Annotated in this window: 24 protein-coding genes; 13 read left to right on the forward strand and 11 right to left on the reverse strand. The window is 67.7% G+C overall.

Annotated elements, in window-relative coordinates; all coding sequences use genetic code 11:
- Positions 1–123: 123 nt before the first annotated feature.
- Genes AB0395_RS24345 through AB0395_RS24355 form a run of 3 tightly spaced genes read left to right on the forward strand, consistent with a single transcriptional unit; the run spans position 124 to position 2,765 of the window.
- Positions 124–777: a response regulator transcription factor gene (locus tag AB0395_RS24345; RefSeq protein ID WP_366284076.1), complete on the forward strand. Its 654-nt coding sequence runs from the start codon at positions 124–126 to the stop codon at positions 775–777.
- Between the two features lie 35 nt (positions 778–812).
- Positions 813–2,099, forward strand: coding sequence for a HAMP domain-containing sensor histidine kinase (locus tag AB0395_RS24350; protein ID WP_366284079.1), 1,287 nt, complete (start codon positions 813–815; stop codon positions 2,097–2,099).
- Between the two features lie 30 nt (positions 2,100–2,129).
- On the forward strand, positions 2,130–2,765 hold the full coding sequence (locus AB0395_RS24355; RefSeq protein WP_366284082.1) for a GNAT family protein: 636 nt from the start codon (positions 2,130–2,132) through the stop codon (positions 2,763–2,765).
- Between the two features lie 66 nt (positions 2,766–2,831).
- Here AB0395_RS24355 and AB0395_RS24360 read toward each other — a convergent pair whose 3' ends face one another.
- Both AB0395_RS24360 and AB0395_RS24365 read right to left on the reverse strand, forming a co-directional pair.
- A complete protein-coding gene (locus AB0395_RS24360) occupies positions 2,832–3,443 on the reverse strand; it encodes a hypothetical protein (protein WP_366284085.1) in 612 nt (203 codons plus the stop codon).
- Positions 3,444–3,738: 295 nt separating this feature from the next.
- A complete protein-coding gene (locus AB0395_RS24365) occupies positions 3,739–5,331 on the reverse strand; it encodes an alpha/beta hydrolase (protein WP_366284086.1) in 1,593 nt (530 codons plus the stop codon).
- An 854-nt stretch (positions 5,332–6,185) separates the two neighbouring features.
- Here AB0395_RS24365 and AB0395_RS24370 point away from each other — a divergent pair.
- The 3 genes from AB0395_RS24370 to AB0395_RS24380 all read left to right on the forward strand — a co-directional run bounded on the left by AB0395_RS24370 (position 6,186) and on the right by AB0395_RS24380 (position 9,392).
- Entirely contained in the window at positions 6,186–7,385 is a 1,200-nt protein-coding gene (locus AB0395_RS24370; protein ID WP_366284088.1) for a sensor histidine kinase, read from the forward strand.
- The gene (locus AB0395_RS24375; protein ID WP_366284090.1) at positions 7,382–8,044 is read left to right on the forward strand and encodes a response regulator transcription factor; all 663 of its coding nucleotides are present in this window, start codon (positions 7,382–7,384) and stop codon (positions 8,042–8,044) included. The genes AB0395_RS24370 and AB0395_RS24375 overlap by 4 nt, the downstream gene beginning before the upstream one ends.
- 463 nt (positions 8,045–8,507) lie before the next feature.
- Positions 8,508–9,392: a cation:proton antiporter gene (locus AB0395_RS24380; protein WP_366284092.1), complete on the forward strand. Its 885-nt coding sequence runs from the start codon at positions 8,508–8,510 to the stop codon at positions 9,390–9,392.
- A 172-nt stretch (positions 9,393–9,564) separates the two neighbouring features.
- On the opposite strand, the gene AB0395_RS24385 is transcribed toward AB0395_RS24380, so the two are convergent.
- Complete coding sequence (locus tag AB0395_RS24385) at positions 9,565–10,416, reverse strand: DUF72 domain-containing protein (RefSeq protein ID WP_366284095.1); 852 nt, start codon at positions 10,414–10,416, stop codon at positions 9,565–9,567.
- 145 nt (positions 10,417–10,561) lie between these two features.
- Between AB0395_RS24385 and AB0395_RS24390 the strand changes: the two genes are divergently transcribed.
- Together AB0395_RS24390 and AB0395_RS24395 are read left to right on the forward strand one after the other, a co-directional pair.
- A complete protein-coding gene (locus AB0395_RS24390; protein WP_366284097.1) occupies positions 10,562–10,996 on the forward strand; it encodes a nuclear transport factor 2 family protein in 435 nt (144 codons plus the stop codon).
- 83 nt (positions 10,997–11,079) lie between these two features.
- Complete coding sequence (locus AB0395_RS24395; protein ID WP_366284098.1) at positions 11,080–11,337, forward strand: cell division protein SepF; 258 nt, start codon at positions 11,080–11,082, stop codon at positions 11,335–11,337.
- A gap of 21 nt (positions 11,338–11,358) precedes the next feature.
- On the opposite strand, the gene AB0395_RS24400 is transcribed toward AB0395_RS24395, so the two are convergent.
- Positions 11,359–12,471, reverse strand: coding sequence for a CapA family protein (locus tag AB0395_RS24400; RefSeq protein WP_366284209.1), 1,113 nt, complete (start codon positions 12,469–12,471; stop codon positions 11,359–11,361).
- Positions 12,472–12,473: 2 nt separating this feature from the next.
- Positions 12,474–13,193, reverse strand: a complete 720-nt coding sequence (locus AB0395_RS24405) for a hypothetical protein (protein ID WP_366284101.1) — start codon at positions 13,191–13,193, stop codon at positions 12,474–12,476.
- 483 nt (positions 13,194–13,676) lie between these two features.
- Between AB0395_RS24405 and AB0395_RS24410 the strand changes: the two genes are divergently transcribed.
- Entirely contained in the window at positions 13,677–17,081 is a 3,405-nt protein-coding gene (locus AB0395_RS24410) for a S8 family serine peptidase (RefSeq protein WP_366284104.1), read from the forward strand.
- Positions 17,082–17,084: 3 nt separating this feature from the next.
- Here AB0395_RS24410 and AB0395_RS24415 read toward each other — a convergent pair whose 3' ends face one another.
- From AB0395_RS24415 to AB0395_RS24425, 3 genes are all read right to left on the reverse strand, one after another.
- The gene (locus AB0395_RS24415) at positions 17,085–18,047 is read right to left on the reverse strand and encodes a helix-turn-helix domain-containing protein (RefSeq protein ID WP_366284107.1); all 963 of its coding nucleotides are present in this window, start codon (positions 18,045–18,047) and stop codon (positions 17,085–17,087) included.
- 535 nt (positions 18,048–18,582) lie between these two features.
- A complete protein-coding gene (locus tag AB0395_RS24420; protein ID WP_366284109.1) occupies positions 18,583–19,389 on the reverse strand; it encodes an SAM-dependent methyltransferase in 807 nt (268 codons plus the stop codon).
- A 100-nt stretch (positions 19,390–19,489) separates the two neighbouring features.
- On the reverse strand, positions 19,490–19,897 hold the full coding sequence (locus AB0395_RS24425; protein ID WP_366284112.1) for a hypothetical protein: 408 nt from the start codon (positions 19,895–19,897) through the stop codon (positions 19,490–19,492).
- 179 nt (positions 19,898–20,076) lie between these two features.
- Here AB0395_RS24425 and AB0395_RS24430 point away from each other — a divergent pair, with 179 nt between their 5' ends.
- Positions 20,077–20,421, forward strand: coding sequence for a GNAT family N-acetyltransferase (locus tag AB0395_RS24430; protein ID WP_366284115.1), 345 nt, complete (start codon positions 20,077–20,079; stop codon positions 20,419–20,421).
- A 159-nt stretch (positions 20,422–20,580) separates the two neighbouring features.
- Here AB0395_RS24430 and AB0395_RS24435 read toward each other — a convergent pair whose 3' ends face one another.
- On the reverse strand, positions 20,581–21,156 hold the full coding sequence (locus AB0395_RS24435) for a hypothetical protein (protein WP_366284117.1): 576 nt from the start codon (positions 21,154–21,156) through the stop codon (positions 20,581–20,583).
- 189 nt (positions 21,157–21,345) lie between these two features.
- Here AB0395_RS24435 and AB0395_RS24440 point away from each other — a divergent pair, with 189 nt between their 5' ends.
- Together AB0395_RS24440 and AB0395_RS24445 are read left to right on the forward strand one after the other, a co-directional pair.
- Positions 21,346–22,611: a histidine kinase gene (locus AB0395_RS24440; protein ID WP_366284120.1), complete on the forward strand. Its 1,266-nt coding sequence runs from the start codon at positions 21,346–21,348 to the stop codon at positions 22,609–22,611.
- On the forward strand, positions 22,608–23,210 hold the full coding sequence (locus tag AB0395_RS24445) for a response regulator transcription factor (RefSeq protein WP_366284123.1): 603 nt from the start codon (positions 22,608–22,610) through the stop codon (positions 23,208–23,210). Before AB0395_RS24440 ends, AB0395_RS24445 begins: the two co-directional genes overlap by 4 nt.
- A gap of 69 nt (positions 23,211–23,279) precedes the next feature.
- Here AB0395_RS24445 and AB0395_RS24450 read toward each other — a convergent pair whose 3' ends face one another.
- Positions 23,280–24,056: a hypothetical protein gene (locus AB0395_RS24450; protein WP_366284125.1), complete on the reverse strand. Its 777-nt coding sequence runs from the start codon at positions 24,054–24,056 to the stop codon at positions 23,280–23,282.
- A 634-nt stretch (positions 24,057–24,690) separates the two neighbouring features.
- Here AB0395_RS24450 and AB0395_RS24455 point away from each other — a divergent pair.
- On the forward strand, positions 24,691–25,005 hold the full coding sequence (locus AB0395_RS24455; protein WP_366284128.1) for a hypothetical protein: 315 nt from the start codon (positions 24,691–24,693) through the stop codon (positions 25,003–25,005).
- A 25-nt stretch (positions 25,006–25,030) separates the two neighbouring features.
- Here AB0395_RS24455 and AB0395_RS24460 read toward each other — a convergent pair whose 3' ends face one another.
- Positions 25,031–25,243, reverse strand: coding sequence for a hypothetical protein (locus AB0395_RS24460; protein ID WP_366284129.1), 213 nt, complete (start codon positions 25,241–25,243; stop codon positions 25,031–25,033).
- Positions 25,244–25,776 lie beyond the last annotated feature (533 nt).

The following is a 25,776-nucleotide window of genomic DNA, read 5'->3' on the forward strand; positions in this document are numbered from 1 at the left end:
CTCACTTCACCGGGCACGGTGCTAAACACGGATAAGCCGGAGATCTCAGCAATCGCCTTACTCCCGGCTAACACCCTCTCGGCCACCCTCGGTGCTGGACCCGGTGCCGGACAGGGAGGCGGAATGCGAGTGCTTGTCGTCGAGGACGAGGAGGAGCTGGCCGACGCCATCGCGCGTGGTCTGCGGCTGCACGCCATCGCCGTCGACGTGGTCCACGACGGCCAGGAGGCGCTGGAGATGGCCGCCTACGTCGACTACGACGTCGTCGTCCTCGACCGCGACCTTCCCGAGGTCCACGGGGACGACGTCTGCCGCGAGCTGACAGCCGGGGAGGAGCCCGGCAGAATCCTCATGCTGACCGCCGCGGGACAGATCCGCGACCGGGTCGACGGGCTGTCCATCGGCGCGGACGACTATCTGACGAAGCCGTTCGCGTTCGCCGAGCTGGTGGCCAGGATAAGGACGCTGGCCCGCCGTTCTCCCAGGTCCGCGCCGTCGGCGCTTGAGCGGGCCGGGATCAGGCTCGATCCCGCCCGCCGTACGGTCACCCGGGACGGACGGGAGGTCACGCTGAACCGCAAGGAGTTCGACGTCCTGAGCGTGCTCCTGCGCGCGGACGGGAACCTCGTCACCTCGGCCGAGCTGCGCAGGAGCGTCTGGGACGAGTACGCGGACGCGGGGACGGGCGTGCTGCGCGTCACCATCACCTCGCTGCGCAGGAAACTCGGTGTCCCCCAGGTGATCGACAACGTGCCGGGCAAGGGGTACCGGTTTTGACGGCCTCGAACCCGTCCCGTGGGAAAGGGACCTCGATGAGACGGGCCATCGCGGCCACCCCCCGCTGGAACAGGCTGGGCCTGCGCACGCGGCTCACCCTGCTGTACGGCGGGCTGTTCTTCGCCGCGGGATCGGTGCTGCTCTGGCTCACCTATCTGCTGACCGCCAGGGCGCTGAACCAGCAGTTCGTCGTGAAGCTCGGCAAGGTGACACTGCCCAGCGGCTCACCCACCGACCCTTTTTCCAGGACCGTCATCGATGGCACACCCGCCGATCAGGCGACCCAGCAGCTGAAACAGGAGGTCGGGCAGCGGACGACCAGCGTGCTCGAGGAGATGCTGCGCTCCTCGCTGGTCGTCATGATCCTGGTCGGGATCGTCGCGGTGGTCGTCGGTTACCTGGTGGCCGACCGCGCGCTCAGGCCCCTCGACCGGATGACGGAGACCGCGCAGCGGCTCTCGGAAAGCACCCTGCACGAGCGGATCTCACTTCAGGGCCCGCAGGACGAGGTCAAGCGGCTCGCCGACACCTTCGACGCGATGCTCGACCGCCTGCACCGGGTGTTCGACGCCCAGCGCCGCTTCGTGGCAGATGCCTCCCACGAGCTGCGCACCCCATTGACGATCAACCGCACCATTCTGGAGGTCTCGCTGGAGGAGCCGGCGGCCTCCGAGGACCTCAAGGCGCTGGCTCGCGCGCTCCTCGGCACGAACGCCAGGTACGAGCGGCTGATCGAGGGCCTGCTGCTGCTCGCGCAGTCCGAGCAGGAACTCACCGTCCGCAAGACCGTCGACCTGCGCCAGGTCGTCCACACCGTGCTGGAACAGCTCGCCCTCGAACCCCGCAGACGGCGGGTGACCGTCCACCAGGACCGGCGTCCCGCACCCGCCGACGGCGACCCGCTCTTCCTGGAACGCTGCGTGTTCAACCTCCTGGAGAACGCGATCAAGTACAACGTCCGCGACGGCGACATCTGGGTGGCCACCTGTCAGGACGACACCGCCGCGATCGTCACGGTGGAGAACACGGGTCCCGTGGTGCCGCCGTACGAGGTCGACGAGCTGTTCCAGCCGTTCCGCAGGCGGCACGGCGAACGCGTCCGCTCGGCGCGCGGGGCCGGGCTCGGCCTGTCGATCGTGCGTGCCATCGCCGACGCCCACGGCGGCACCGTCACCGCGAGGGCCCGTCAGGAGGGCGGTCTCACCGTCACCGTGCGCCTTCCCCGAAGCTCGGAACCGGACCCGCCGTCCGAGGACGCCGTTCGCCCCGGGACCGCCGACGGACGGAAAGGCGTGATCGGGTCTACGGCCTTTTCCGGTTGACCGGCCCCGGCGGTTTCCTAGAGTGAGAACGTGCCCGATCCTGTGACCCTGCGGGGTAAGCGTGTGTGCCTGGAACCGCTTGGCGCCGAGCATGTCGACGGCCTCGTCGAGGCCGCGACCGAGTCCCGCGACGCCTACGACTTCACACTGGTCCCGCCGGACACGGTGTCGATGGACCGGTACGTCCAGGCGGCCCTCGACGACCGGCGAACGGGCTGGGCGCTTCCCTTCGCCATCCGGGACCTCCGGTCGGGAAAGGTGATCGGCTCGACCCGCTTCCTCGACCTGGACTACTGGTCCTGGCCTCCGTCCTGGCCCCCGGGGCGCACGACTCCCCGTCCGGACGCGGTTCCCACCGTGGCCGAGATCGGCAGCACCTGGCTGGCCGCCTCCGCCCAGAGGACCGGGTGCAACACCGAGGCGAAGCTCCTGATGCTCGGCCACGCCTTTGACGTCTGGGCGGTCCTGCGGGTCACCCTGAAGACCGATGCCCGCAACCAGCGGTCCCGCAGGGCGATCGAGAACATCGGAGGCCTATTCGAAGGGGTACGGCGGGCTCACGCGAGAACCGTCGACGGCTCGATCCGGGACACGGCTTACTACTCCATCCTCGTCGAGGAATGGCCTCAGGTCCGGACCCACCTCGAGGCTCGGCTGAACCGATGACCCGGATCGCTGTCGCCGTCAGAAGGTCACGGTGCCGGGCGGTCACGGTGCCGGGCAGTCACGATGTCAGACGGTCACGGTGCCGGGCAGGAGCGTGCGGACGGCGACGACGGCGGCCAGGTCTGCGGCCAGGCGCATCTCAACCGCGTTGAGCAGGGGATGCTCCAGCCAGTGCAGACGGGCCAGGTCGGGTTCGCCCTCGTGCAGGGGCGGCCACGTCAGCGCGGGGGTGAAGTCGTCGACCACGAGCGTTCCGCCGGGTGGGAGCAGGCGGGACGGATCGGCGACGGCACCGTCCTTGCCTCCACCGCCGTCGAGAACGACCAGGTCGTAGGGCGCGTGGTCGTAGATCACGGTCCAGTCGCCGCAGATCACGGTGACGTTGGGAACGTCCGCGAAAAGCTCGGCCGCCGCCTTCGCCCTGCCGGGCTCGCGTTCCACGCTGATGATGTCAACCTGCGGCGGCGCCCCGGTGACGAGCCAGGCGAGCCCGACCCCGCATCCCGTGCCCGTCTCCGCGATCGAGGACAGGGCGGCACCCGCGAGAACCCGCAGAAGACGCCCCTGCTCGGGACGACAGGAGAAGGGGAACTCGTGTCTCTCCGCGAGCTCGACCGCGCGGGCCACGAGCGGAGAAAGCTCAAGGCCTCGGTAGGCGTCGGTTCCGTTCATCGCCATTGGCCAGCGGTTCCTTCAATCTCGCCCAAAAGCATTGGCATTAAATCAAATATCAGGATCAGCTGGACAGGCATCCCCAGCCAAACAAACGAGGGATATCAATAGGATCAAGGTGGAAAATTCGTTTCAATGATCCATTAATGTTCAGGCGCCTCCCGCTGTGCGTCGCCCCGTGCCGCCCGGCTCCGTGAACCGACCACCCACGAACCGGCCACCCGCCCGGCCACCCGTGAACCCGGCTCCCGCCGCCCGGCGCCCAGCCGGGAGAGGGGCCGGGCAGGGCGGCCGGAGCCGGTCAGTTCTTGCCGGTGGACGGGGTGTCAGCGCAGGTGGTGTCGGCGGCGGGCATGACGCCGTCGACCAGGTACCCGTTGACGACCTTGTCGATGCAGGCGTTCTGGGGGGCGAAGAGTCCCGCGTACACGGTGTGGCGGAAGGCGCCGCGCAGTGTGACCAGGCGAGATCCGGTCAGGGCCCGGTGCGTGGCCAGCTGGCCCGAGTAGGGGGCTCCCGGGTCACCGGTCGCGCCGACCATCAGAACCGGGACGTTGTTGCGAACCCGGGTGGGAGGCTCGGCGGGGGCGGCGGGCCAGAACGAGCAGGGGGTGAAGTTGCGGATCAGCGGGCCGAACAGGGGCTCGTCGGCGCGGTGGGCCTGGATGTCGCGGTAGTAGGTCTCGGGGTCGCGGGACGCCGCCCGGTCCGCGCAGAAGATCGCGCTCTGGACGCTGGCGGCTCCGTCGGCGTCCGGAGAGGACATACCGGTCAGGACCTGTTCCAGCAACGGGGTCGGGGTGGCCTCGGCGCCACGGGCCGCGTTGTTCAGGACCTGGATGGTGGCGGCGAAGTTGCCGTACCCCTCGTCACTGTCCCCGGCGGTGACGTTGAACAGGATCATCGGCAGCAGGCGGCTGTCGACCTGGAAGCGGCCGACTTTCAGCGGGCCGCGGTTGGTGACCTGGTTGATCCGGTTCACGGTGGCCAGGACCTCGGCGGTCGTGTCACCCAGACGGTAGCGGTCGTGATGGCGAGCAGCCCAGGCCGCCCAGTCCTTCATGACCCCGTCCAGGGCGGGGCCCTGCGTGCTCGTCAGGTCGGGGCCGAAGAGGTCGGTGTCCAAGGTGCTGTCGAGGACGGCCCGGTCGACCCGGCGGGGGAACATCTGCAGGTAGACCGCACCCAGGTAGGTGCCGTACGACGAGCCGAGGTAGGACAGCTTCGACTCGCCGAGGGCGGCCCTGATCACGTCCATGTCCCGCGCGGTGTTGCGGGTCGAGACGTGGGGCAGCACGTCCCGGTAGGCGGCGCAGCGAGCCGCCAGGTCCTTGGCCAGGGTCACGCTCTGATCGAAGGTGCGCCGGTCGGGTCCCGCGGAACCGAGGATGGTGGTGGGCCACTTGCAGTTCAGCGGGGTGCTGCGCCCGACGAACCGGGGGTCCATCCCGATCAGGTCGTAGCGGGCCGCGACCTCTGGTTCGGCCTGCTTGACCATGAGCGCGAGATACGTCACGGGAACGCCTGGACCGCCGGGGTTGTACAGCAGCGTCCCTCGCCTGCGCCCGGGGTCGGTCGCCTTCAGCCGCGACATCGCGACCTTGATGGTCCGCCCGTTCGGGCGACTGTAGTCCAGCGGCACGGTGACCTCGGCGCACTGGGCCTTCGCCTCGTCCAGTTCCTTACCGGCCGCGTCGTCGGGGCCGGTCTGGCAGCGGTGCCAGTCGATCTTCTGATGCTGGAACCGGGCCAGCCCCGCATCCGAGCTGTGGCCTGCGGCGTCCGCCCAGGCCGCCCCCGCCCCCACTCCCGTCACCGGCGGCACGCCGACCAGGGCGGCACCCGCCAGGGCCGCGACCACGGCTCCTGTCACGGTTATCTTTCGTCCACGCATCAGGTTCTCCTCCTGCATCCTGTCTCGAACATGGCCGGTCACGGCGCACGGACCGCCTCCCGACTGCCTGAACACCCCCGCGGGGATCACGAGAACGCCCCAACCGCGGGGGATCACGAGAAGGCCCTGGGGGGTCACGAACACCCGTGGGAATCACGGGAACATCCACGGCGATCACGGCCGTACCGGCACGGACAAGAAGCTAGGCCGCGCGACCTGACCGGCGCGTCAGCTTCCGGTCTGGTTTCCCGTGCCCTCCGGCGCTCCCGGCGCCATCCCGTGCCACAGGCGGCCATCTACGCTCTGGCCAGCGATTTCTTCCAAGGAAGATCACATCGAGCGCCTCGCTCGAACAGCCCGGGTACGACTCCAGGCTGACCCGGTACGGCTCCGCCCCGCCGTCGTCACGTCCGCGGGCGGTCGTCGGGCCCGAGCCGTACCGCACCACCGGCACATCCATGGACGCTCATCGAGCCCGAGCCGCGCCGCGCGGCCGGAGACCCTCACCGCGCACCGCCTCTACGACCCTGGATGTAGGGGCGTTCCACCTGGAGGCGCAGTTCCTCCACGGCGTCGTCAGCCGATGGGCTCAGGTGCTCACCGGGTCCCGGACCATAACATGCTGTCACTCGAACGGCCCTGCCCGAAGGGGACCACCCGATGATCGAAACCCGCGCGCTCGCCGAACGCCACGGGGAAAGGACCTCCGTGGCGGTTTCCCACGCAGGAGGCGCCGTGCCGTACCCGCGCGCCGTCCCCTCGCACGACGTGGCGGGCCGGCCCGCCGATCGGCACGGAGTGGGCGACCGTTCATGAGACACGCCGCCTCCGCCTCCAGGCGGCCGATGTGGCCCGTGCGCACCTTGCCACCGGTACGAGCCCTGCTGCGGACGGGTGCCCGGCTGCCGCCGACGGCGGCCGACGCGTTGCTGGCGGCCGTGCTCCTCTTCGGGAGCATCGGCCTCAACAGCCAGGTCTACCAGGGTCCCCCTGGCCCCCTGATCCTCTATGTGGCGCTGTCTCTTCCCCTGGTGTGGCGGCGTCGCGCGCCCCTGACGGTGTTCTGCGTGGTGGCCGCCGCGGCGCTCGTCCAGTGGTTCGCCGACATCCAGTCACTGACCGACGTGACACTGCTGGTCGCCCTGTACACGGTGGCCTCGCGTTCCACCTGGCGCCGCACGCTCGTGGCGGGAGCCGTACTCGAGGCCGGCATCCTGCTGGCCGCCGCGCGCTGGGCGGCTCCCCAGGACATGTTCCTCAGCTCGGCCGGCTTCCTGACCGCCGTGGCCACCACCGTCGCCGTCACCGGCACGAACACCCGGATCAGGCATGCTTACCTGGTGTCCCTGGAGGACCGCGCGGTCCGCCTCGAACGTGAGCGCGACCAGCGGGCCCAGCTCGCGGCGGCGGACGAACGGACCCGCATCGCCCGCGAGATGCACGACATCGTCACGCACAACCTGTCCGTCATGGTCGCGCTCGCCGACGCCGCGGTCTTCGCGCAGCGCCGCTCGCCCGACAAGGCGACCGCCGCCATGCACCAGATCTCCGGCACCGGGCGGCAGGCCCTCACCGACATGCGGCGCTCCCTCGGCGTACTGCGGGCCGACGAGCCGGACGCGTCGCGCCACCCGATGCCCGGCATCGCGCAGCTGGAACCCCTCGCCGACCAGATGCGCGCGGCCGGACTGCCGGTCCGCCTCGATCTGGAAGGCGACCCCGCCTCCGTCCCCACCGCCGCCCAGCTCACCGTCTACCGTCTGGTACAGGAAGCCTTGACCAACACCTTCAAGCACACACCGCGCGGTACCCACGCCAAGGTGCGGGTGAGCTGCTCTCCCGAGGCCGTCACCGTCGACGTCACCGACGACGGCCCCGCCACGCGGGTCCCCGGTCCTTCGTCCGGGCACGGCATCCCCGGTATGCGCGAGCGCGCGGCCACGTACGGCGGAACCCTCGAGGCGGGCCCACTCCCGGGCGGCGGCTGGCGGGTCTCGGCCAGGCTCGACCTCCGCGCAACCGGAGACGGCACGGCGGGAAAGGGGGCCGCATGACGATCCGCGTCCTGCTCGTCGACGACGAGTCACTGCTCCGCATGGCGTTCACCATGGTTCTCGAGGCCCAGCCGGACATGGAGCCGGTCGGCGAGGCCGGGGACGGCGCCGAGGCCATACGTCTCGCGCGGCGGCTGCGCCCCGACGTCGTGCTGATGGACGTACGCATGCCCGGCATCGACGGGATCGAGGCGACCCGCCGGATCATCAGGGACTCCCCGCAGACCCGGGTGCTCATTCTGACCACCTTCGACCTCGACGAGTACGCCTTCGCCGGGCTGAAGGCCGGGGCGTCCGGCTTCCTCCTCAAGAACGCCCTGCCCGAGGAACTGCTCGGGGCGATCAGGAGCGTCGCCGCGGGCGACGCGGTGGTCTCCCCACGAATCACCCGCCGCCTGCTGGAGAACTTCGCCGACCAGCTCCCCACCGGCGGCGATTCCGTGGGGGACGACCGGCTGCAACGGCTCACCGCCCGTGAGCGGGAGGTGCTCATCGAGGTGGCCCGCGGCCTGTCCAACACCGAGATCGCCGCCGGTCTGCACCTCGCGGAAGCCACCGTGAAGACGCATCTGAGCCGGATCCTGCTCAAGCTGGAGCTGCGCGACCGGGTGCAGGCCGTGGTCTTCGCCTACGAGACCCGGCTGATCCGCCCGGTGTGAGGGCACGGTTCCCAACGACCAGAACGCCATTCGAACGTTTTTCGCGGTCCGCCCGGACCCGCGGATTCAATCACGATCATTCCGCGCGCTCCGCATTGAGGCATTCGGAGCGTCCGATATCGCATGTCCCGACGTTTATCCAGCACACAAAAGGAGTACTGAAGGCAACCGCTTCTGCGGCTGATTGATGATTCACCTCCAAGTGAGCACGAGTAGATCTTTTGCGAACCACTTACCCTTTAGGGGGGACGATGCTCGCCTCGTCAGGTGCTCCCATAGCGCCGATCGCCGCACACAACCTACTTGTCTTCCTCCTCCAAGTCGGCCTGCTGCTCATGCTGGCACTGACCCTCGGCCGGCTCGCCACCCGATTCGGCATGCCTGCCGTCGTCGGTGAACTGTTCGTCGGTGTGATCCTCGGTCCTCCTTCCTGGCGCACGTCGCGCCAGGACTACAGGGCTGGTTGTTCCCCGCGAACCCCGAACAGTTCCACCTGCTCGACGCCGTCGGCCAGATCGGCGTGCTGCTACTGGTCGGCCTCACCGGCATCCACATGGACATGGGCCTGGTACGGCGGCGCGGCGCCACAGCCGCCGGAGTCAGTGTCGGCGGCCTCATCGTCCCGCTCGGCTTCGGCATCGGCGCCGGTTTCCTGCTGCCCGGGACGCTGATCCCCAACGGCACGGACACCACCGTCTTCGCGCTGTTCATGGGCGTGGCGATGTGTGTCAGCGCCATCCCGGTCATCGCCAAGACCCTCATGGACATGAAGCTGCTGCACCGTAACATCGGCCAGCTCACGCTGACCGCCGGCATGATCGACGACGCCTTCGGCTGGTTCATGCTGTCGATCGTGAGCGCGATGGCCGTGAACGCGGTGTCCACCGGCACCGTGCTGACCTCGTTCGCCTATCTGGCCGCCATCGTCGTGTTCGCGCTCACACTCGGCCGCCCGCTGGTCAGGACCGCGATGCGACTCACCGACAAGTCGGACGAACCCGGACCGACCGTCGCCACCGCGGCCGTGCTCATCCTGCTCGCCTCGGCCGGGACCCAGGCGCTGGGTCTCGAGGCGGTCTTCGGCGCGTTCGTCGCGCTCGGCGCCGGGCTCAACGCCCGCGGCGTGATCGAGGTCGTGGTCGCCATGGTCGGCCTGCGGCTGGGCATCCTCAGCGTCGAGGCGTACACCATCGTGGTGCTCGTCGCGATCGTGACCTCGCTGATGGCTCCCCCGATCCTCCGGATCGCCATGGCCAGAGTCGAGCAGACCGCCGAGGAGGAGCTCCGGGAGTCGGAGCACCAGGCCTGGACCAGGCAGCCGGTGGGCGGGGCCGAACCGATCCTGTAACCCGCGAACCCCGTCCGACGATCATGACAGCCGGTCTCCGGGACCGGCTGTCTCCTCGGTGGTCAGCGGATTCGGGAAACCTGCCGGGGGTGGTCAGGGCATACTCGTCGCCTTCCCTAATAAGCCCGCCAACCGATGCATGAGGGGAGTTCGGCGCTCAGCACAGGGTCGCTCAGAACAGGGTCAGCGGCTCGGTCGGTATGGGCTCGGGCAGTGGATCGATCTCGGGCAACCCGGCCCGCACCTCCTCATGAAAACGACGGGCGAGCATCGGCGCGTCGGCATTGTCCGGGGTATGGATGAACACGGTCGGCGAGCGGCCTTCACGCAACCATCCGGTGACCGTACCGACCCACTGCTGCCAGCCCTCCACCGTGCGCGCCGTATCGTCCCGGCCGAGGTAGCGAATGATCGGACGGTCGGTGAGAGCCGACGACCAGCGTGGCATGCGCGGTTTCTTCGCCCACGCGTCTCGTTCCGCGTCACTGGTCGGAGGGCTCTGGAAGAGGGTGGCGGTGTCGAAGGGAACCCATTCCGCACCGACTCTGGCGAGAACCCCTTCGAGGAGCCGCCCGGATCGCGCGTCATCGAAGAACGCTCGGTGACGGACTTCGACGGCGTATCTGTGCGAGTCGGGGAGCCGGTGAAGGAAGCCCGCCAGGGTGCCGAGATCGGTCGGCGTGAATGATCCCGGCAACTGGATCCAGAGGGCATGGGCTCTCGGCCCGAGTGGTTCGATCGCCTCAAGGAACGATCGAAGCTCCTCGTCGGCACCGGTGAGGCGACGCTCATGCGTGATCGACTTGGGCAGCTTGACCACGAAACGGAAGTCGGGGGCGGTCTGCCGTGCCCACGACTCAACCGTGCTCCTCGTCGGTGTCGCGTAGAACGTCGTGTTGCCTTCCACCGCGTTGCACCACGTCGCATACGACCTCAGGCGTTCTCCGGGAGGAAGCGGATGAGGCAGAAAACGCCCCTGCCATGACGTGTTCGTCCACATCGCGCATCCCACATGAAGCCGCATGACCTTGACGTTATCCAAGGTTGACAGCGGAAAGGACACCGAAGCCGGGCACCTGCCAGGTTCGGGCTGCCGGCTGCCCGCCAGTGTCGATCAAGGCGTCGGCCGGGTAGGTGATGTGAACGAGCAGGAACGGGAGGCCGTTGCCATGACGGACGTCGTAAATCTGGTGCACGACTTCTTCGCCGTGTACAACGCGCACGACCTGGATGCGCTCGCGCGTTACTACGCCCAGAACGCGGTCTCGGTGTCACCTGGCGGTCAGGGCGAGAGCCGGGACGAGATCCTCTCCTACCACGTGCAGTTCTGGGAGGCGTTCCCCGACGTGCACAACACCACCCTGCAGGCGATCGCACAGGACGACGACGTCGCCGTGACAGCCCTGATCACCGGCACCCACACCGGCCCGTTCCTGCTTCCTGGAGGCACCGTCGTCTCGCCCACCGGCCGACGGGTGCATTTGCGATGCTGCTGGATCTTCACCCTGGAGGCCGGCCTGATCGTCACCCACCTCCTCTACTGGGATCAGTTGGAGGCGTACGCCCAGCTCGGTTTCCTGCCCCAGCAGCTCAACGTGACCTGATTGACCGCTTCCTCAGCGGAATCCCTTCCCGTGTGTATGTCATAACCCCTTGATGTTCCCGTCGGCCCGGGAAGACTGATTCCGTGATACTTGAGACAGTGCGCCCCCGCGACTACAACGACGTCCGACACGTGGGACGGTACTTCCGCGAGGGCATCGCGGTCGTCATGGATCTCACGACCGTGGCCGACGACGAGGCGAGACAGTTCGTGGACTTCGCCGCAGGCCTCATCTGCGGACGACGCGGCGACATGGAACGCCTGAGCCCCAAGGTCTTCCTGCTGATCCCATCAGGGCTGGCCGCGTCGGACGCAGCCGCGATCAAGGCTGAAGCGCCTTAGCGGTACAGGCCATACGGGACGTCAGGCGGGACGCAGGGTGAGCGTGCCGTCCGGTTCGAGATCCACCCGCGTTCCGTGCCCTCGGCTGATCCGGTCGAGGACCTCCCGGAGCCACCGGCAGTCCTCCGCCGAGGCGCGCCACAGCCGCATCCGCCGGGCCCGCATGGGCACCATCCGCAGCCCGATCAGCTTCCCAGAGGCCGCCTCCAGCATCACCAGATAGAGCATCCGCAGTTCATCGCGGTAATACTCGTGACCGCCGATGCCCTCATAGTCATCGACGCAGTCACCACAGCCGTACAGGACGAGCTTGTCGCGGTAGACCTCCACGGGCCGGGGATGGTGTGAGGAGTGCCCGTGCACCACGTCGACATCGCCATTGACCAGCTGGTGCGCGAATCTGACCTGATCGCGGGAGACGCCGTACCCCCAGTTGGAGCCCCAGTGGACGGAGGCGATCACGATGTCTCCCGCCTCCTTCACCCGGCGCACCAGATCGGTGATCTCGGCTGCTCGGATGTCCGAGCTCTCGGAGACGACGTCGACCCCGGCCTGGTCCCGGGTCGCCGCCCACTCCGGGGGAATGCCGCTTGAGGCCGTCCCGAAGGACAGGACCAGCACCCGTCCGACTCCGTGGACCGCGACGGTCGCCGGATGCCTCGCCTCGCCGATGTCCCGTCCTGCCCCCGCGGCCCGCAGCCCGGCCGCGGCCAGGGTGTCCAGGGTCTCCCGCAGCCCCGTGGCGCCGAAGTCCAGGACGTGGTTGTTCGCCAGCGCGCAGACATCCGGCCGGATCGCCGTCAGGCTGGGGATGTTGGCCGGGCTCATCCGATAGTGCACGGCCTTGCCCGGCGCGAACTCGTCGCTCCGGGTAATGCTCGTCTCCAGATTGATCACCCGTACGTCCGGTGCGGCCTCGTCCAGCACCCGCAGGGCGTCCCCCCATGGCCAGGAGAAATCCACCGGACAGGGGATCCGGCCGCTGACCGCCTCCGCCAGCTCGACATAGCTCCGGGCGTCGCCGACATATCGCTCGCGCAGTGCCGGGTCTCCCGGGTGCGGAAGGATCTGGTCGACGCCGCGGCCGAGCATGACGTCCCCGCTGAGGAACACCGTCAGCAGGCCTGCCCGCATGGTCACCCACCTGGCTTTCCCCGGCGGGCGTTCGGCCCCCCGGAGCAGCGAGGCCCGCCCGGGCATCGCTGGAACTCGCGGTGGTGCGCCAGCCACAGGCGGACAAGGGAGGCCTCCAGATCCCGCAGGTCCAGCCCGGCCCGGGTGGCGACCTCCCTCAGCTGCTCCAGCGGCTGGTCGTCCTCGCCGAGCAGGCCAACGTGGCGGGCGGCCTCCGCGGCGCGATCATCGACCGGCGGATCGACACCCGGCCAGACACCGCGCAGCTCGCGCAGGAACAGCGTGACCGTCATCGGTCCCCAGCCGGGCAGCGCATCGAGCGCGGCGCGGGTGTCGGTCATGCGGTCCTTGCGCAGGGCGCCGACCCCGCCTCGGCCCAGCACCGCGGCCAGCCTCTGCAGCCGCGTCGCCGTACGGTAGTCGTAGCGGACGTACCCGCCACGGTCCAGGAGGTCGACGAGGTCGTCCCAGCTGTACCTGTCGACGTCGGCGGGCGCGCGCACACCGGCCCGCGCCATGAGACGGTAGGTGCGCACCGCGATCGCGGCCGAGATGCGGGTGCCGAACAGCGTCGCCGCGAGCGACCAGCGCTCGACCTCGCGCTCTCCGCGGTCGACGTCGATGCCCATCTCACGTGAGAACCGGCCGCCCAGAGTCTCGACGAGCCGGCCGGCCAGAGCCTCCTGCCGGGAGTCCTCCGTCGTCTGCGCCGCTCTCGCCATGACTCCCCCTTTCTCCCCTCGCGGGCGCCCGGCGGCTGCTGACCCACGTGCCTCCGGTGGCCACCGCGCGGCCCGTCTCGACCACCGGGCATGGCCCGCCCGTCCCGACCATCGGGCATGGCCCGTACCGGACACAACGGGCGCCGCCCCACATACAGCCCCGCCCCGGGTGACCGCTTATATTTAACCCTCTTCATTACTTTTATCCCCTTTTTCTGCTTTGTCATCCACACCGCATACTTCAACCGGAACCGACTCCGCTGTCGCATTAACGACATGGCAGACAAACGGCAGCTCTGAACGCTGGCGAGCGGGGTCTGCCAGCACTCACTCTCGTGATCACCATTCATTGACACGAGAGGGTCAACCCCCATGCACTGGTCCGTACATGTGGCGGCGGTGGGAATATCCACCGCCGCCCTCCTGAGTTCTCCATCGCCGGCAGCGGCGCTGCCTGCCGCTTCTGTCGTCCACCGCGTCACCTTGATCACCGGCGACGTGGTGACCGTCAGGGAAGCGGGGCAGGGCAGGCGAGCGGTGGAGGTAAAGCCGGGACCCGGCCGGGACCGGATGGGCTTCCAGACCACCGAGGAGGATGGCGAGCTGCGGGTCCTGCCGGCTGACATGGTGCCCTACCTGGCGGCCAAGCGGCTGGACCCGAGCCTGTTCTCCGTGACCGACCTGATCGAGCAGGGCTACGACGACGCGTCGGCGGACAAGCTACCGCTGCTGTTCGTCTACGACGCCATGGCCGCCAAGACCGCCAAGACCGCGACTCCGCTGGAGAGCATCAACGGGCGGGCCGTATCCGCGGACAAGCGCACGATCGGCCAGCTGTGGAAGTCTCTGGCCGAGGAGCAGGCGAGCCTGTCCCAGGGCGTGACAAAGATCTGGCTCGACGCCAAGGTCAAGGTCTCACTTGATCACAGCGTGCCACAGGTAGGAGCTCCTGAGGCGTGGCAGGCCGGGTTCGACGGCAAGGGCGTCAAGGTCGCCGTCCTCGACACCGGAGTCGACGCGACCCACCAGGATCTCGCGGGCCGGGTGAAGCAGACCAAGGTGTTCAACGGCGACCAGGACGTGAACGACACCCACGGGCACGGCACCCACGTGGCCGCCACCATCGCGGGCGGGGTCGGTAAGAAGGGCGTGGCCCCGGGCGCAGATCTGATCATCGGCAAGGTGCTCGGCGCCGACGGGTCCGGCCCCATGTCCGGCGTCATCGAGGGCATGGAATGGGCGGTCGCCGAGGGAGCATCGGTGGTCAACATGAGCCTCGGCGGCGACGTCACCGACGGCACCGACCCGCTCAGCGTCGCCGTCGACAATCTCACCGAGCGGACCGGTGCGCTCTTCGTGGTCGCCGCGGGCAACGACGGCAAACCCTACTCCGTGAACAACCCGGGAGCGGCCACCTCCGCGCTGACCGTCGGCGCCGTCGACGGCAAGGACGCCATCGCGACCTTCTCCAGCAGGGGCCCGCGCCTGGACGACGCGCCCAAACCGGACCTCATGGCGCCAGGCGTAGGCATCGTCGCGGCCAGGGCGAGGGGCACCGGCATGGGCCAGCCCGTCGACGAGCACTACACGGCCGAGTCGGGGACCTCCATGGCCACCCCGCACGTGGCAGGGGCCGCCGCGATCCTCAAGCAGCGCCACCCTGAGTGGAGGGCGGGGCAGATCAAGGACGCCCTGATGGACTCGGCCAAGACGCTGGCCGACCAGCAGGCCGACGACGTGGGTGCGGGCAGGCTCGACGTGGCGCGTGCCCTGCGACAGGGCGTGACGGCCACAGGCGTGGTCAACCTCGGCATGCACCAGAAGGGTGAGGGGGCGGACACGGCCGAGGGTACGATCACCTACACCAACGGCACGGCGGCGCCGGTCACACTGGAGCTCTCCAGCACCCTCAAGGGCGCCGTGCTCAGCGCGCAGAGCGTCACCGTCGCGGCCGGCGGCACCGCCGAGGTCCAGGTCCGCGTGGACCTGACCACGCTGCCCTTCGGCAGATACAACGGGCAGGTCACCGCGACCGCGGGAACCGAGAGCGTGCACACCACGCTGGCGCTCACCTGGAGGGGGCCCAAGCACAAAGTCCACTTCACCGCCGTGGACGCGGCGGGCAAGCCCAGCAGCACCGGCACCCTGACGATGTTCGGCGGGTCGCGGCGGGACGACGTCTTGACCTGGGTGCCTGAACAGGGTCTGACCGTGGAGGTCTCCGAGGGCACCTACATGACGCAGGCGATCAACCTGGCGGACGCGTGGGGCCGCATGCACCCGCGCGACGGGCTCATCGTCATTCCGGAGCTCAAGGTCGACCGCGACCTGGAGGTGCTCCTCGACTACCGCAAGACCACCCCCGTCACCATCAAGGCGAGCGAGCCGGTGGAACAGGTGGGGATCTTCACCTACTTCACCCACCGCACCTTCGGCTCGCGCAAGATCTCCCAAGGCATCATGAACTTCGACGTCGTCGAAGGGCTCAACGTCTCGCCGACCCAGCCGGTCAGCGAGGGCACGTTCGAATTCGCCTCACGCTGGCAGCTGATCGCTCCAAAGATCTCCGCGCGGGTGGCGGACTCCGCGTATCCGATGGGCTTTCTGGGTGGCTCGCCCGGCGTGGAGGGCCGCCGTCTGTGGCAGCTCACGGAGGGGGCCGACGGCGCTCAGGGCAAGGTCGCCGTGATGAGCGACCCGTCAGTGCAGTTGGGAGACGCCGCCAAGGCGGCGGTGAATGCGGGAGCGGTCGCCGCGATCATCGTGATGACTCCTGACGACGCGCTCGGGCGTGGATGGAACCCGGCCAAGGTAACGCTGCCCATACCGGTCATGCTGATCGCCAACGATCACGGACAGCGGCTGCTCGAACAGGTCAGAAAGGGGCAGACCCTGCTGGACATCAGCGGGACGATGGCGTCGCCGTACCTCTATGACGTCATGCAGGTCTCCGATGGACAGGTGCCGGACGAGATCGTGCACGAGGTGAGCGACCGCAACACCGCACGTGTGGATACGAAATATCAGAACACGGGCGTGTTCGGGTGGGCCAAGGAGCAGCGGTTCGGCTGGCGCCCCTGGCAGGCCTACTCCCTGGGCGACCAGATGGAGACACAGCGGATCGTGAAGACGCCGTCGCGGCGAATCGAGTACATCAGCGCGAACGGCTCCCTCTGGCAACACCTCGTCAACCACCAGTTCGTCTGGGACGACATGAACCGCCTGCAGGACGGGATGACCGAGCAGTACCGCACCTACGAGCCCGGTCAGCGGGTCAGCGAGAGCTGGCACGCGCCCGTCGTGCGGCCCGCCATCCCCGACTGGCTGGCTCCCTCCACCCGCACGGGCGACACCCTGGAGATCCACATCCCCGAGTTCGTCGACTCTTCCGGCCACGTCGCCCGCGCGGGGGTCGACAACGACAGCACCTCGGCCAGGTTCCTGAGGGACGGCACGCTCGTGGCGGAACGCAAGGATGCCTGGGGCGCTTTCCCCGCCGTACCGCAGGAGGCCGAGTACCGCCTCGAGCTGTCCACCAAGCGGACCTCCGAGCAATGGACGCGGGCGATCGCGACCGAGACGGCCTGGACGTTCAGGTCGAAGCAGGGCCAGCAGGTGCTGCCGCTGCTGCAGGTCGACTACGACGTACGGCCCGGCCTGCTCGGCTTCGCCGTACGGCACCAGCAGGGCGTCAGTGGACTGACCGCCAGGGACCTGCAGCTGGAGCTGTCCTATGACGACGGCGCGACCTGGCTCAGGCAGCCGGTTCTCCCACTCGGTAACGGTCGCTACAGTGCGCTCGTTCTTCGCCCGAATCCGTCGCTTCGCGTCACCGCAACCGACTCCGGCGGCAACCAGGTCAGGCAGACGGTGATCAGGGCGTACTGACCGTCACAACCAGTTCTCGCGGGCGGCGTACCAGGCCAGCTGCATTCTGGTCTGGGCGCCTGCCTGCTCCATCAGGTGGGTGATCCGGCGCTGGACGGTTCGATGCGACACCTTCAGCTGCGTGGCGATCGACTTGTCGGACACACCCGCCACCAGCAGCGACAGCAGGTAGAGATGGTCGGAGTCGAGCGGGCTGCATGACGCGGTGAGGCTGACGGGGGTGGCCCGCTCCCAGAGGCTCTCGAACAGCGCCTTGAGCGCCTCCAGCAGACTGCTCGGCCTGATCAGCGCCGCGGTGAGCTGGGTCAGCCCGCCGGTGTGCTGAACCAGCGGGAGCACACCCAGCTCACCATCCGCGATGATCATCCGTACCGGCAGGGCGGGCAGGGCACGCGCCCGCTCACCCAGCTTGATTCCGTCGGCGAGGTTGACCAGCATGCCTGGCTCCTCAAGCAGGGCGCGTTCGTACAGGGCGCGGTAGCCGACCCCGCGTCGCAGCGCGGCCAACTCCTCGGTGTTCTCCTGCGAGGTCATCACCACATGCCCGGCCCGGCAGAGGCTGACGACCTCGTGGCGGGCGTTGTCCTGCAGCAGGCGCAGCTGCTCGCGCAGCGCCGTCCTGCTGGTGATCACCTCGATCAGCTGGGCCGCCTCACGACGGCGCGCATGGGCCAGGTACTCCCCGGTGAGCTGCTCCACGGCCTGTCTGGCCCGGTCCACCTCCTCCTGCCGTCTGTGCAGCCGGGCCACGAGCGCCACGTCGGGCGCGACGGCGGTGAACCTGTCAGACTCCCCCGGTACGGCTCGCGCCAGCCCCTTGGCGAGCAGAAAGCCGAGCGTCCGCCGCGCCGCCTCGCTCTCGACGCCGAGTTCTGCTGCCAGCTCGGCAGGCTCGACTCCGACGGCTCTGACCAGGAGCCGATAGGCGGCCTCCTCCTCGGCGCTCAGCCCCGCGGCGCTCAGCACGTCATTCGGGAGACCCTGGCGAGGATCTCCACCGTGATGAGAGCCGAGGCGGCGAACATTCGCCCAGAGAAATCCATTTCGGCGATCCAGGCAGGAAGCACGCCTAGGCCCGCGTTAGCCCACTTCACACCGCCACATCGTGGCTTGAAACCATCTACCCCGAATACATGGTTCACGCGGTCATTGTAGGGAGAACGGTGCCGGTTCAGCAGGCTTGCAACCTCGACGAGAGGGCCTGCTCATTGTGTTTCCCCCTGGGGAAACACAATGAGCAGTCGCAACCCCGGAGATACGACTACGACGTTTCTCTGTCAGCACTCAACCGACGAGCCGCGGTGGAAGGTGGCACGCGAGCTCGACGACCTCGCCCGGGGCGGATTCCGCCGAGCCGGCAAGCCCAAGCGTCGGTCACTTCTCAACGTGGCACCGTAGCTAAACCGGTCGTGTACTTCACCGTGGCGATGACACTGTTCGCCGGCGTCCGGGCACGTTCTCGCCTGCGGCCAGCCCTGGCACGGCGCCGTCGTCGACTTCCCTACGGTTTGCGGCCCACTGCGGCGTACATGTTGGTGGCGGTGTCCGGGAGAGGCTGATCGTCGGGGGCGGGGTGCCAGCGAGGCATCGGGACAACCCCCGGATCAAGCAGTTCCAGGCCGGTGAACAGGCGTTCTACCTCGGCGCGGCTGCGCAGGTACATGGGGATGCCCCTGTTGGTGTACTCGCGGGCGAGACGCTCCGATTCGGGGGCGAGTTCGTTGGTCGGGATGGTGATGGCGAGGTAGCTGCCCGAGGGGAGCGGTTCGAGGAGCGACTCCACCACTGCCTGGGCGTCCTCCACGAACTGGAGCATCGCTATCACCGTGAGCGCGACCGGCTGGGAGAAGTCGATCACCTGGTGGAGCGTGGAGTCGCCGAGAAGCGCCTCGGGGGTGCGCATGTCGGCCTGGATATAGGCGATGTGCCCCTGGGGCGTGCCGGTCAGCAGGGCGCGCGCGTGCACCAGCACGATGGGGTCGTTGTCGACGTAGACGATGTGCGCGTCGGGCGCGCTCTTCTGAATCACCTCGTGCAGGTTCGGCGATGAGGGAATGCCAGTGCCGACATCGATGAACTGCCGCACTCCCAGGCCGGTGAGATGGCGTGCCATCCGGTGCATGCAGGCCCGGTTGGCCAGCATCGAGGTACGCAGCCCTGGCCAGTCGGTCAGCACCTGGGCCGCGGTGTCTCGGTCAGCGGCGAAGTTGTCTTTGCCACCCATGATGTAGTCGTAGACCCGGGCCGAGTGCGGCCGGTTGGTCTGCAGGTCGACTGCGGCGATCCGGTCTTGGGGGGCGTCTGACATCTTTTGACCACTGCCTTCCGTTTGCTCCTGCCGTGATGTCACGGTCACGCACTCAAGATCGACCTTAGTGTGCGAATCGAGCGTTATGCCGCCAGTTCCTTCATATCGCACCCTCGTCCCGATGCCCGAAGAACCAGTCGATTCGGGTGGTTCGCTCGGAGGTTACCCGGGTTGGATCACCTCCTGCGAGCGAGGAGTCGGATCGACTGGACCGTCTCCTCGACATTGACGCTCTCGGCGGGTCTGGTTCCCTGTGGTACTTCCCGAGGGTGTGACAGAGCGCTGCGCGCAGTTCACCAAGCTCTCGCTGGACGGCATCTCGTAGAACTTTGCGTGTCGCGAGCTGGGCGCCTGTCGGCGTATATCCGTCTCCCGCAGCGTCCTCGCTCGTGGTGATGGTGATGCCTTCGACCTGTACGTACTCATCACCTGGGCGAACGTCGATGACCACGGGAGTGTCGTCGGGTAGACCTTCGAGGTAGTCGAGAAGCTGCCGTACGGTGGGCATGATCGCAGGGTTTCCTAGCTGGGGGCACCTGCACAAGCCTTCGCGCACCAGCTCACCCCGTCTGCCACCAGCAGGCCTGCGGTGACGAGTCCGCCCTTGACGATCATTCCGGAGCCGGAGTGTCCACTGGAGGCGGTCGTTTTTCCCGTCTTGTCGGAGACGTCTGTCAGGCTGTGAACATGGCGCATGAGGGGGCTTCGGAGTTTCTGCAGATCACCGCTCAACACGAAATGTCGCCGAACCTGCGACGGGAGTTGATCGAGTGCTGGGTCACAGTTCATCACGTTCAGACACACACCGACTTTCGCGGTAGAGGTATCGGCGCCGCGCTGATGCGCCATGTGCGCTATCCGGCCCGCGAAGAAATGGGACTCGAACAGCTCCACCTCGCTGCCCGGGGTGGTGTGGGACTCGAAAGCTTCTACGGACGACCGGGCTGGAAAGAGATCGGCCGGTGGCCCGGCGCGCTACGGCTTGCGCCTGGTGATGATCGAGATGAAATCCTGATGGTGCTTGAGCTCTGACTAGGGTTGACGGTGGCGCGGTACCGGCGGCGGGCGGCGGAGGCCGGGTACGGCGGCGCGGCGTGCCGCCGCTTGATAATCCATGAGAACAATTTGGCAAGGTCACTCGTAGCTCTGCGGCACCCCGAGTAGACGAGTGCCGGACGGCCCCCTGACGCGTCACACCAAGAAGATCAACTCGAGTCCGATCAGCACGTCGAACACGCCACACCACTCGGCGTAGGAGCGGGTTACGACCTTGCCACGCCGCAGGTGCACGAAATCCCAGACGCCGTGCAGCAACCATCCGGCCCCCACCAGGTATCGGCCGACCTCCGGGTCGAGGGTCAGCCCGGCCAGCGCCAACGCGGCGAACCCGATCATGCCGATCGCCTGGATCCTGAATTCGCCGGACCGGCGCGAGTACCCGTCGATCAAGCCCCAGACCAGCACGACCAGTGCCAGAGTGAGCAGAACGGTGGACGACGCGACCAGATCCAGCAGCCGTGCCCCGATGATGATCACCGTGGCGACGCCGAGCAGCGGCCACGACAGTGCGGGTCGGCCCAGCTTGGCGACGACGAGATAGAGCAGCGGCAGGACAGGCAGGATCTGCGCGAGGCTCCTCACCTCGCCACTCAGGTCGCCACCGCTCACCGTGAGGAACGCCAGGCCGATGGCGATGGCGGTCGGCCAGCGACCCTTTAGTACGTCGATCCAGCGCTTGGGGGTGGGTGCGGTGTTCGCGGCTTGCATCGGAGGTCTCCTCAATACGGGGGTGAGGTATGGACGGCCTCCAGGGTCGCCGACACGGGCGTCTTCTCGGTAGCGCCGAAACCGCATGTCAAAGGATGGGCATGTCACATGATCACGTGACTTTTATCATCATTAAGCCGAGGCGAAGCACAAAGGGCCGACGCGGTGGATTGCTGCGACAATGGCCGCGTGCGTGACGTGCCGGTCGCCCCTGGGGCAGGGCTGACGAACTTCCGCCGCTACACCTGGTGGAGTCTCATCAGCGTCACCGCGTTCTTCCTGGTCTTCAGCGTCAGAAGCCGGATCATGGACGCGGCGGTGCCGGTCGTGGTCCGGCTCGCCGCCGTGGCCGCCTTGGTGCTGACAGTGGTGGCCATCGCGGTGTCCATCAGCCGCCGGCTCCCACGTATCCCCCTCGAGTCGCCGGGCACCGACCCGAGCGGACCACCGCCGGTGAGATGGCTGGTGGCCGGAGGTTCGGGCGCGGTGGTGCTGGGCGTGGTCCTGCTCGCCCTGCGGGACTATGGGCTCTGGTCGTTCGGCCCGGCCATGATGGTCTCGATCATCGCGACGTTCTTGCCCGCTCGGCGCCGATGGCTACTGATCGCCGCCACGGCGGCGGGCGCGGCCGTTCTCGGCGGGATCACGGCTGCGGTGTCGGGGCAGGGATCGGTGTTCGCGGCGGCGTTCCCGGCCGGACTGGTGGTTTTCACCGGCTGGGTCACGCTCGGGATGTTGTGGGCGTGGGACGTCGCCGAACGGCTGAACGCAGCCCGCCAGTTGTCGGCGGAGCTGGCGGTCAAGGATGAGCGGCTGCGTTTCGCCGCCGATCTGCACGACATCCAGGGCCACCACCTGCAGGTGATCGCGCTCAAGAGCGAGCTGGCGGCGCGGCTGGCGGAGGCCGACCCCGCGCGGGCGGCCGCGGAGATGAAAGAGGTGCGGCGGCTGGCCACGGACGCGTTGCGAGACACTCGTGCCGTCGTCCGGGGATATCGCCGCGTCACGCTGAAGGAGGAGATCGCGAACGCGACCAGAGTGCTTGCCGCGGCCGGCATCGACGCCCGGATGGAGCTCGACCCCGCCGCCCCCGATCTCCTCCCCGATCCGGGCCGACGCCTTCTGGGGCTGGTGATGCGGGAGGCCACCACCAACGTGCTACGCCACAGCCGTGCCCGGTATGCCGAGGTCGGCTACCGAATCACCGGCGGCCTGGCCCGTCTCACGGTCGCCAACGATGGCGCGTCCGAGCATCCCGGCACGGGAAGAGAGGCCGCTCCGGGTACCGGCCTGCGGACACTCGCTGAGCGGCTGCAGGCTACCGGGGGCGAGCTGACCTGGCGGCACGACGGCGACCACTTCGTCGTGGCGGCCTCCCTGCCGGTGGAGACGCCCGGCCAGAAATCCTCGAATACCCGGGTTGCCGCGGCGGCCACCGAACCGGAGGCGCGATGATCCGACTGTTGATCGCCGACGACGAGGACTTGATCAGGGGTGCCCTGGCGGCGCTGCTGGAGCTGGAGGAGGACCTGACCGTCACCTCTGAGGCGGCCACCTCCACCGATGCGGTGCGCATGGCCCGCGAGCACAAGCCCGACATCGCCATACTGGATCTGGAGATGCCACCGACCGACGGCCTGCGTGCCGCCGAAGAGATCAGGACGGAACCCTCCATCAAGATCATCCTGGTGACGCGGCACGCCCGCCCGGGAGTACTGCGCCGCGCGTTGTCGGTGGGTGTGAGCGGGTTCGTTCCCAAGACCACCCCCGCGACGAGGCTGGCGGAGATTATCCGTGACGTCGCCGCCGGACGGCGCTATGTCGATCCCGACATCGCCGCCTCGGCCCTGACCGAGGACGACTGCCCGCTCAGCGACCGGGAACTGGAGGTGCTGCGGATGTCCCGGACCGGGGCTTCAATCAGGGAGATAGCCGCCCAGGTGCACCTTGCGCCGGGCACGGTGCGCAACTACCTGTCGGCGGCCATGGCCAAACTCGGCGTCAGTTCCCGTCATGCCGCCGCCCACCGCGCCTGGGAGGAAGGCTGGATCTAAGGATCACTCGGTGCGCCGGTGCGTCCCCCGGAGCGCTTCACTTCCCGGGTTTGCTCACTTCGCCTCGTCCTACTCAAGTTCGTCGGCCTTGGCGACTTCATCGGCCGGTGGGGCCTTGACCACGACCCCGGAACGCCAGTCGGCGAAGCGCGTGTCGAACCTGACGCCACGTGATATCAGACTGCCCTTCTCCCATGTCACCAGCCGACGGACCAGCCCCTTACCGTCAACCCAGAGCCGCCAGTTCAACGTGGCCTTCGCGAAGGGCTCCGGGAGGTCCGGTCCCCCACCAAGAACGCCGAAGAGCTCACGGAGTGAGGGAGAGACCTCGTGCAGCTTGGCGATGGAGATCGTCCCGGTGTACAGGGTCTCCGTTCCGTCGCGACCTTTGGCAGGCGCCGACTTGAGCAGAACGCCAAGAGTCGCGGGCTCGAGAACGTTCACCATCTGCTGGAAACCCACAGCCGGTCTGCTTTTCCCATACCCCAGGAACCACTGCTTGCCCGCCGGCAACTCGAGCGGCAGCTCATTGAAGATCGTGCCCTGAATGTAGACACGGCCCTCGACGTAGATGTCCCTCATGTACTTCGGTTCGTCATGATTGAGGGTCATGATCGTTCTGGCGGATGCGATCGGACCTGACCCGCCGAACTGCACGATGATCTTCGCTCGCGCAATAACGATCTTCTGGTCGATGTCCGTCGCCCGCTCGACGACCGTAACCCCACGGTTCTTGGCGAACTGGGCTTTCAAAGCCGATACCGGGTCGGCAACAACCCCAGCCACAGCGGGGGGCGCGCTCAGCCCCAACAGGGCTGCCACCAGTACGACGACCAGTCGTTTCATGCTGCCTCCAGATGCAACCTGCACAGCATTCTCCCGATTCACTCCGGTCACAGAAAGATCCGCAGAGCTACGTCAAGCCAGAAACCCGACGCACTCGTTCTCCCCGACCCGAAGCGCGGACTCATGCGCGAAGCAACGTCAAAACGGCCCGCAGGCTCGAAGCCGTCAGTCCATCCGCGTACCGAACCTCCATGTCCGCAACCTCCGTCACACCGGCAACGTGATCGCCATCGCACGAGAGCGGGCGACGGGACCGGTGAGGTTGACGGACATGCCAAGCATGCGAGAAGCCGCCTGAGCCGCTTCCTCTGGCTTGTTGATGCCCGCGGGGGCGGCAGCGCGCCGGTTACAGGAGCCGAAACGGGCGGACCAGGCACGACAACGACCGGACCACACTGACCTGCCAGCCCGCCACACAAGATGCGGATCAGAAGATCGCCGACGCGTTGAGCGTACGTGTGGAAGCCGAGTGGAGGAAGGACCGGGACGACGGCTGCGCGGGTGTTCCTATTCTGGTGGGTCAACGACCCCGGGGACCGGAAAAGATCGGGTGAGGGGTGTTTCAGCAGGTGGAGCCTAGGAGATTCGACCTGACGAACACCAGTTGGGGTTCGCCGCCGCCTACCCGGCTGAGGTGAGTGATTTTCCCGTCAGCGGCCGCCTTCTTCCCGGCCGAGCATCGATGATGCTCGCCAAGTACGAGCTGATCGACGTGGAGAAGGCCCACCATGCGATCGTCAAGATGTGCGCCTGGCTGAACGTGTCGCGCTCGGGCTACTACGAGTGGCACGAGCGGCCGGCCCCGGCCACTGCGCAACGCCGGGCGCTGCTCACCCGACTGCTTGCCAAGACCTCCGCCGGCTCGTACGAAACTTACGGTTACCGGCGGACGCACGCCGCCCTGCTACGCCATGGCGAGCACCGCTCGGCCACTCGGAGGTTCTGGTGAACAGAGCACCTCGTACCGCTCGAGGTCAGTGCTGGCGTCGCAGGGTCCAAAACAGCCAGTTGCCGGTGGCCGCGCACGTGGCCACGTCCCAGCCCTGACCGCCGAGTTCAGAAAGCACCGCGACCACCTGGTCGTAACTGCCAGAGACCATGTGCTCGTTACCTCCGGGAGTGTTGACCCGGATGGTCTGCTGGTCCCACAACCATTCGACGACGGCGAACTCGTACCTGAAGATCATTGCCCCCACTCTGGTTGACCGTCAGAGGAAGCTGACGCAGCTTCATGATCTCATATCGTCACATCGCCCAGCACGTGAACCACCTGGGCACTCATAGCCCCCACCATGCCCAATGAGCCGTCATTAGGAACGAAGTCCCAGACCTTCGATCGCCCCCAACCACGTAGGGCGGCTAACCACAGCAAGGCGGTCGTGAGAGTTGCAGAGGTTCCGTCAGCGAGGGCTCCTGGCCTGGTCACGTGGCAGATGCGGGTTGGTGACGTGTGATCGTGTAGGCGATGTTGCTGTATCTCGCTGCTATATACAGCGCTGGCCATATCGATGAGAACGAGCACCAGACATTGGTCACTGATGTCGTCCCGGAGCTAGAGGCCGGGGCCATGTCGACGAGTTTGGGCACCACCGCGCTGTGTGTCCGGGAGGTCGAAACCAGTCCCTGCCATTCCTCGATAGCTGCTGCTCCGCCATCAACGAGGAGCAGATCAACGTGGAGTGCCCTCCACTCGTGTCGGTGCTATGGGCCCTGAGACGTT

Origin of the sequence: Streptosporangium sp. NPDC051023, from assembly GCF_040689595.1 — a bacterium.
In the GTDB taxonomy this organism is placed as follows: domain Bacteria; phylum Actinomycetota; class Actinomycetes; order Streptosporangiales; family Streptosporangiaceae; genus Streptosporangium.

Bases quoted from the DNA above. Each gene is read 5' to 3' on its own strand.
- AB0395_RS24345 (WP_366284076.1), top strand. From the start codon at position 124: ATGCGAGTGCTTGTCGTCGAGGACGAGGAGGAGCTGGCCGACGCCATC.
- AB0395_RS24450 (WP_366284125.1), bottom strand. From the start codon at position 24,056: ATGAAACGACTGGTCGTCGTACTGGTGGCAGCCCTGTTGGGGCTGAGC.
- AB0395_RS24425 (WP_366284112.1), bottom strand. From the start codon at position 19,897: ATGCCCACCGTACGGCAGCTTCTCGACTACCTCGAAGGTCTACCCGAC.
- AB0395_RS24360 (WP_366284085.1), bottom strand. From the start codon at position 3,443: ATGGCGATGAACGGAACCGACGCCTACCGAGGCCTTGAGCTTTCTCCG.
- AB0395_RS24435 (WP_366284117.1), bottom strand. From the start codon at position 21,156: ATGCAAGCCGCGAACACCGCACCCACCCCCAAGCGCTGGATCGACGTA.
- AB0395_RS24350 (WP_366284079.1), top strand. From the start codon at position 813: ATGAGACGGGCCATCGCGGCCACCCCCCGCTGGAACAGGCTGGGCCTG.
- AB0395_RS24420 (WP_366284109.1), bottom strand. From the start codon at position 19,389: ATGTCAGACGCCCCCCAAGACCGGATCGCCGCAGTCGACCTGCAGACC.
- AB0395_RS24445 (WP_366284123.1), top strand. From the start codon at position 22,608: ATGATCCGACTGTTGATCGCCGACGACGAGGACTTGATCAGGGGTGCC.
- AB0395_RS24460 (WP_366284129.1), bottom strand. From the start codon at position 25,243: ATGATCTTCAGGTACGAGTTCGCCGTCGTCGAATGGTTGTGGGACCAG.
- AB0395_RS24430 (WP_366284115.1), top strand. From the start codon at position 20,077: ATGGCGCATGAGGGGGCTTCGGAGTTTCTGCAGATCACCGCTCAACAC.
- AB0395_RS24365 (WP_366284086.1), bottom strand. From the start codon at position 5,331: ATGCGTGGACGAAAGATAACCGTGACAGGAGCCGTGGTCGCGGCCCTG.
- AB0395_RS24405 (WP_366284101.1), bottom strand. From the start codon at position 13,193: ATGGCGAGAGCGGCGCAGACGACGGAGGACTCCCGGCAGGAGGCTCTG.
- AB0395_RS24375 (WP_366284090.1), top strand. From the start codon at position 7,382: ATGACGATCCGCGTCCTGCTCGTCGACGACGAGTCACTGCTCCGCATG.
- AB0395_RS24400 (WP_366284209.1), bottom strand. From the start codon at position 12,471: ATGCGGGCAGGCCTGCTGACGGTGTTCCTCAGCGGGGACGTCATGCTC.
- AB0395_RS24385 (WP_366284095.1), bottom strand. From the start codon at position 10,416: ATGCGGCTTCATGTGGGATGCGCGATGTGGACGAACACGTCATGGCAG.
- AB0395_RS24390 (WP_366284097.1), top strand. From the start codon at position 10,562: ATGACGGACGTCGTAAATCTGGTGCACGACTTCTTCGCCGTGTACAAC.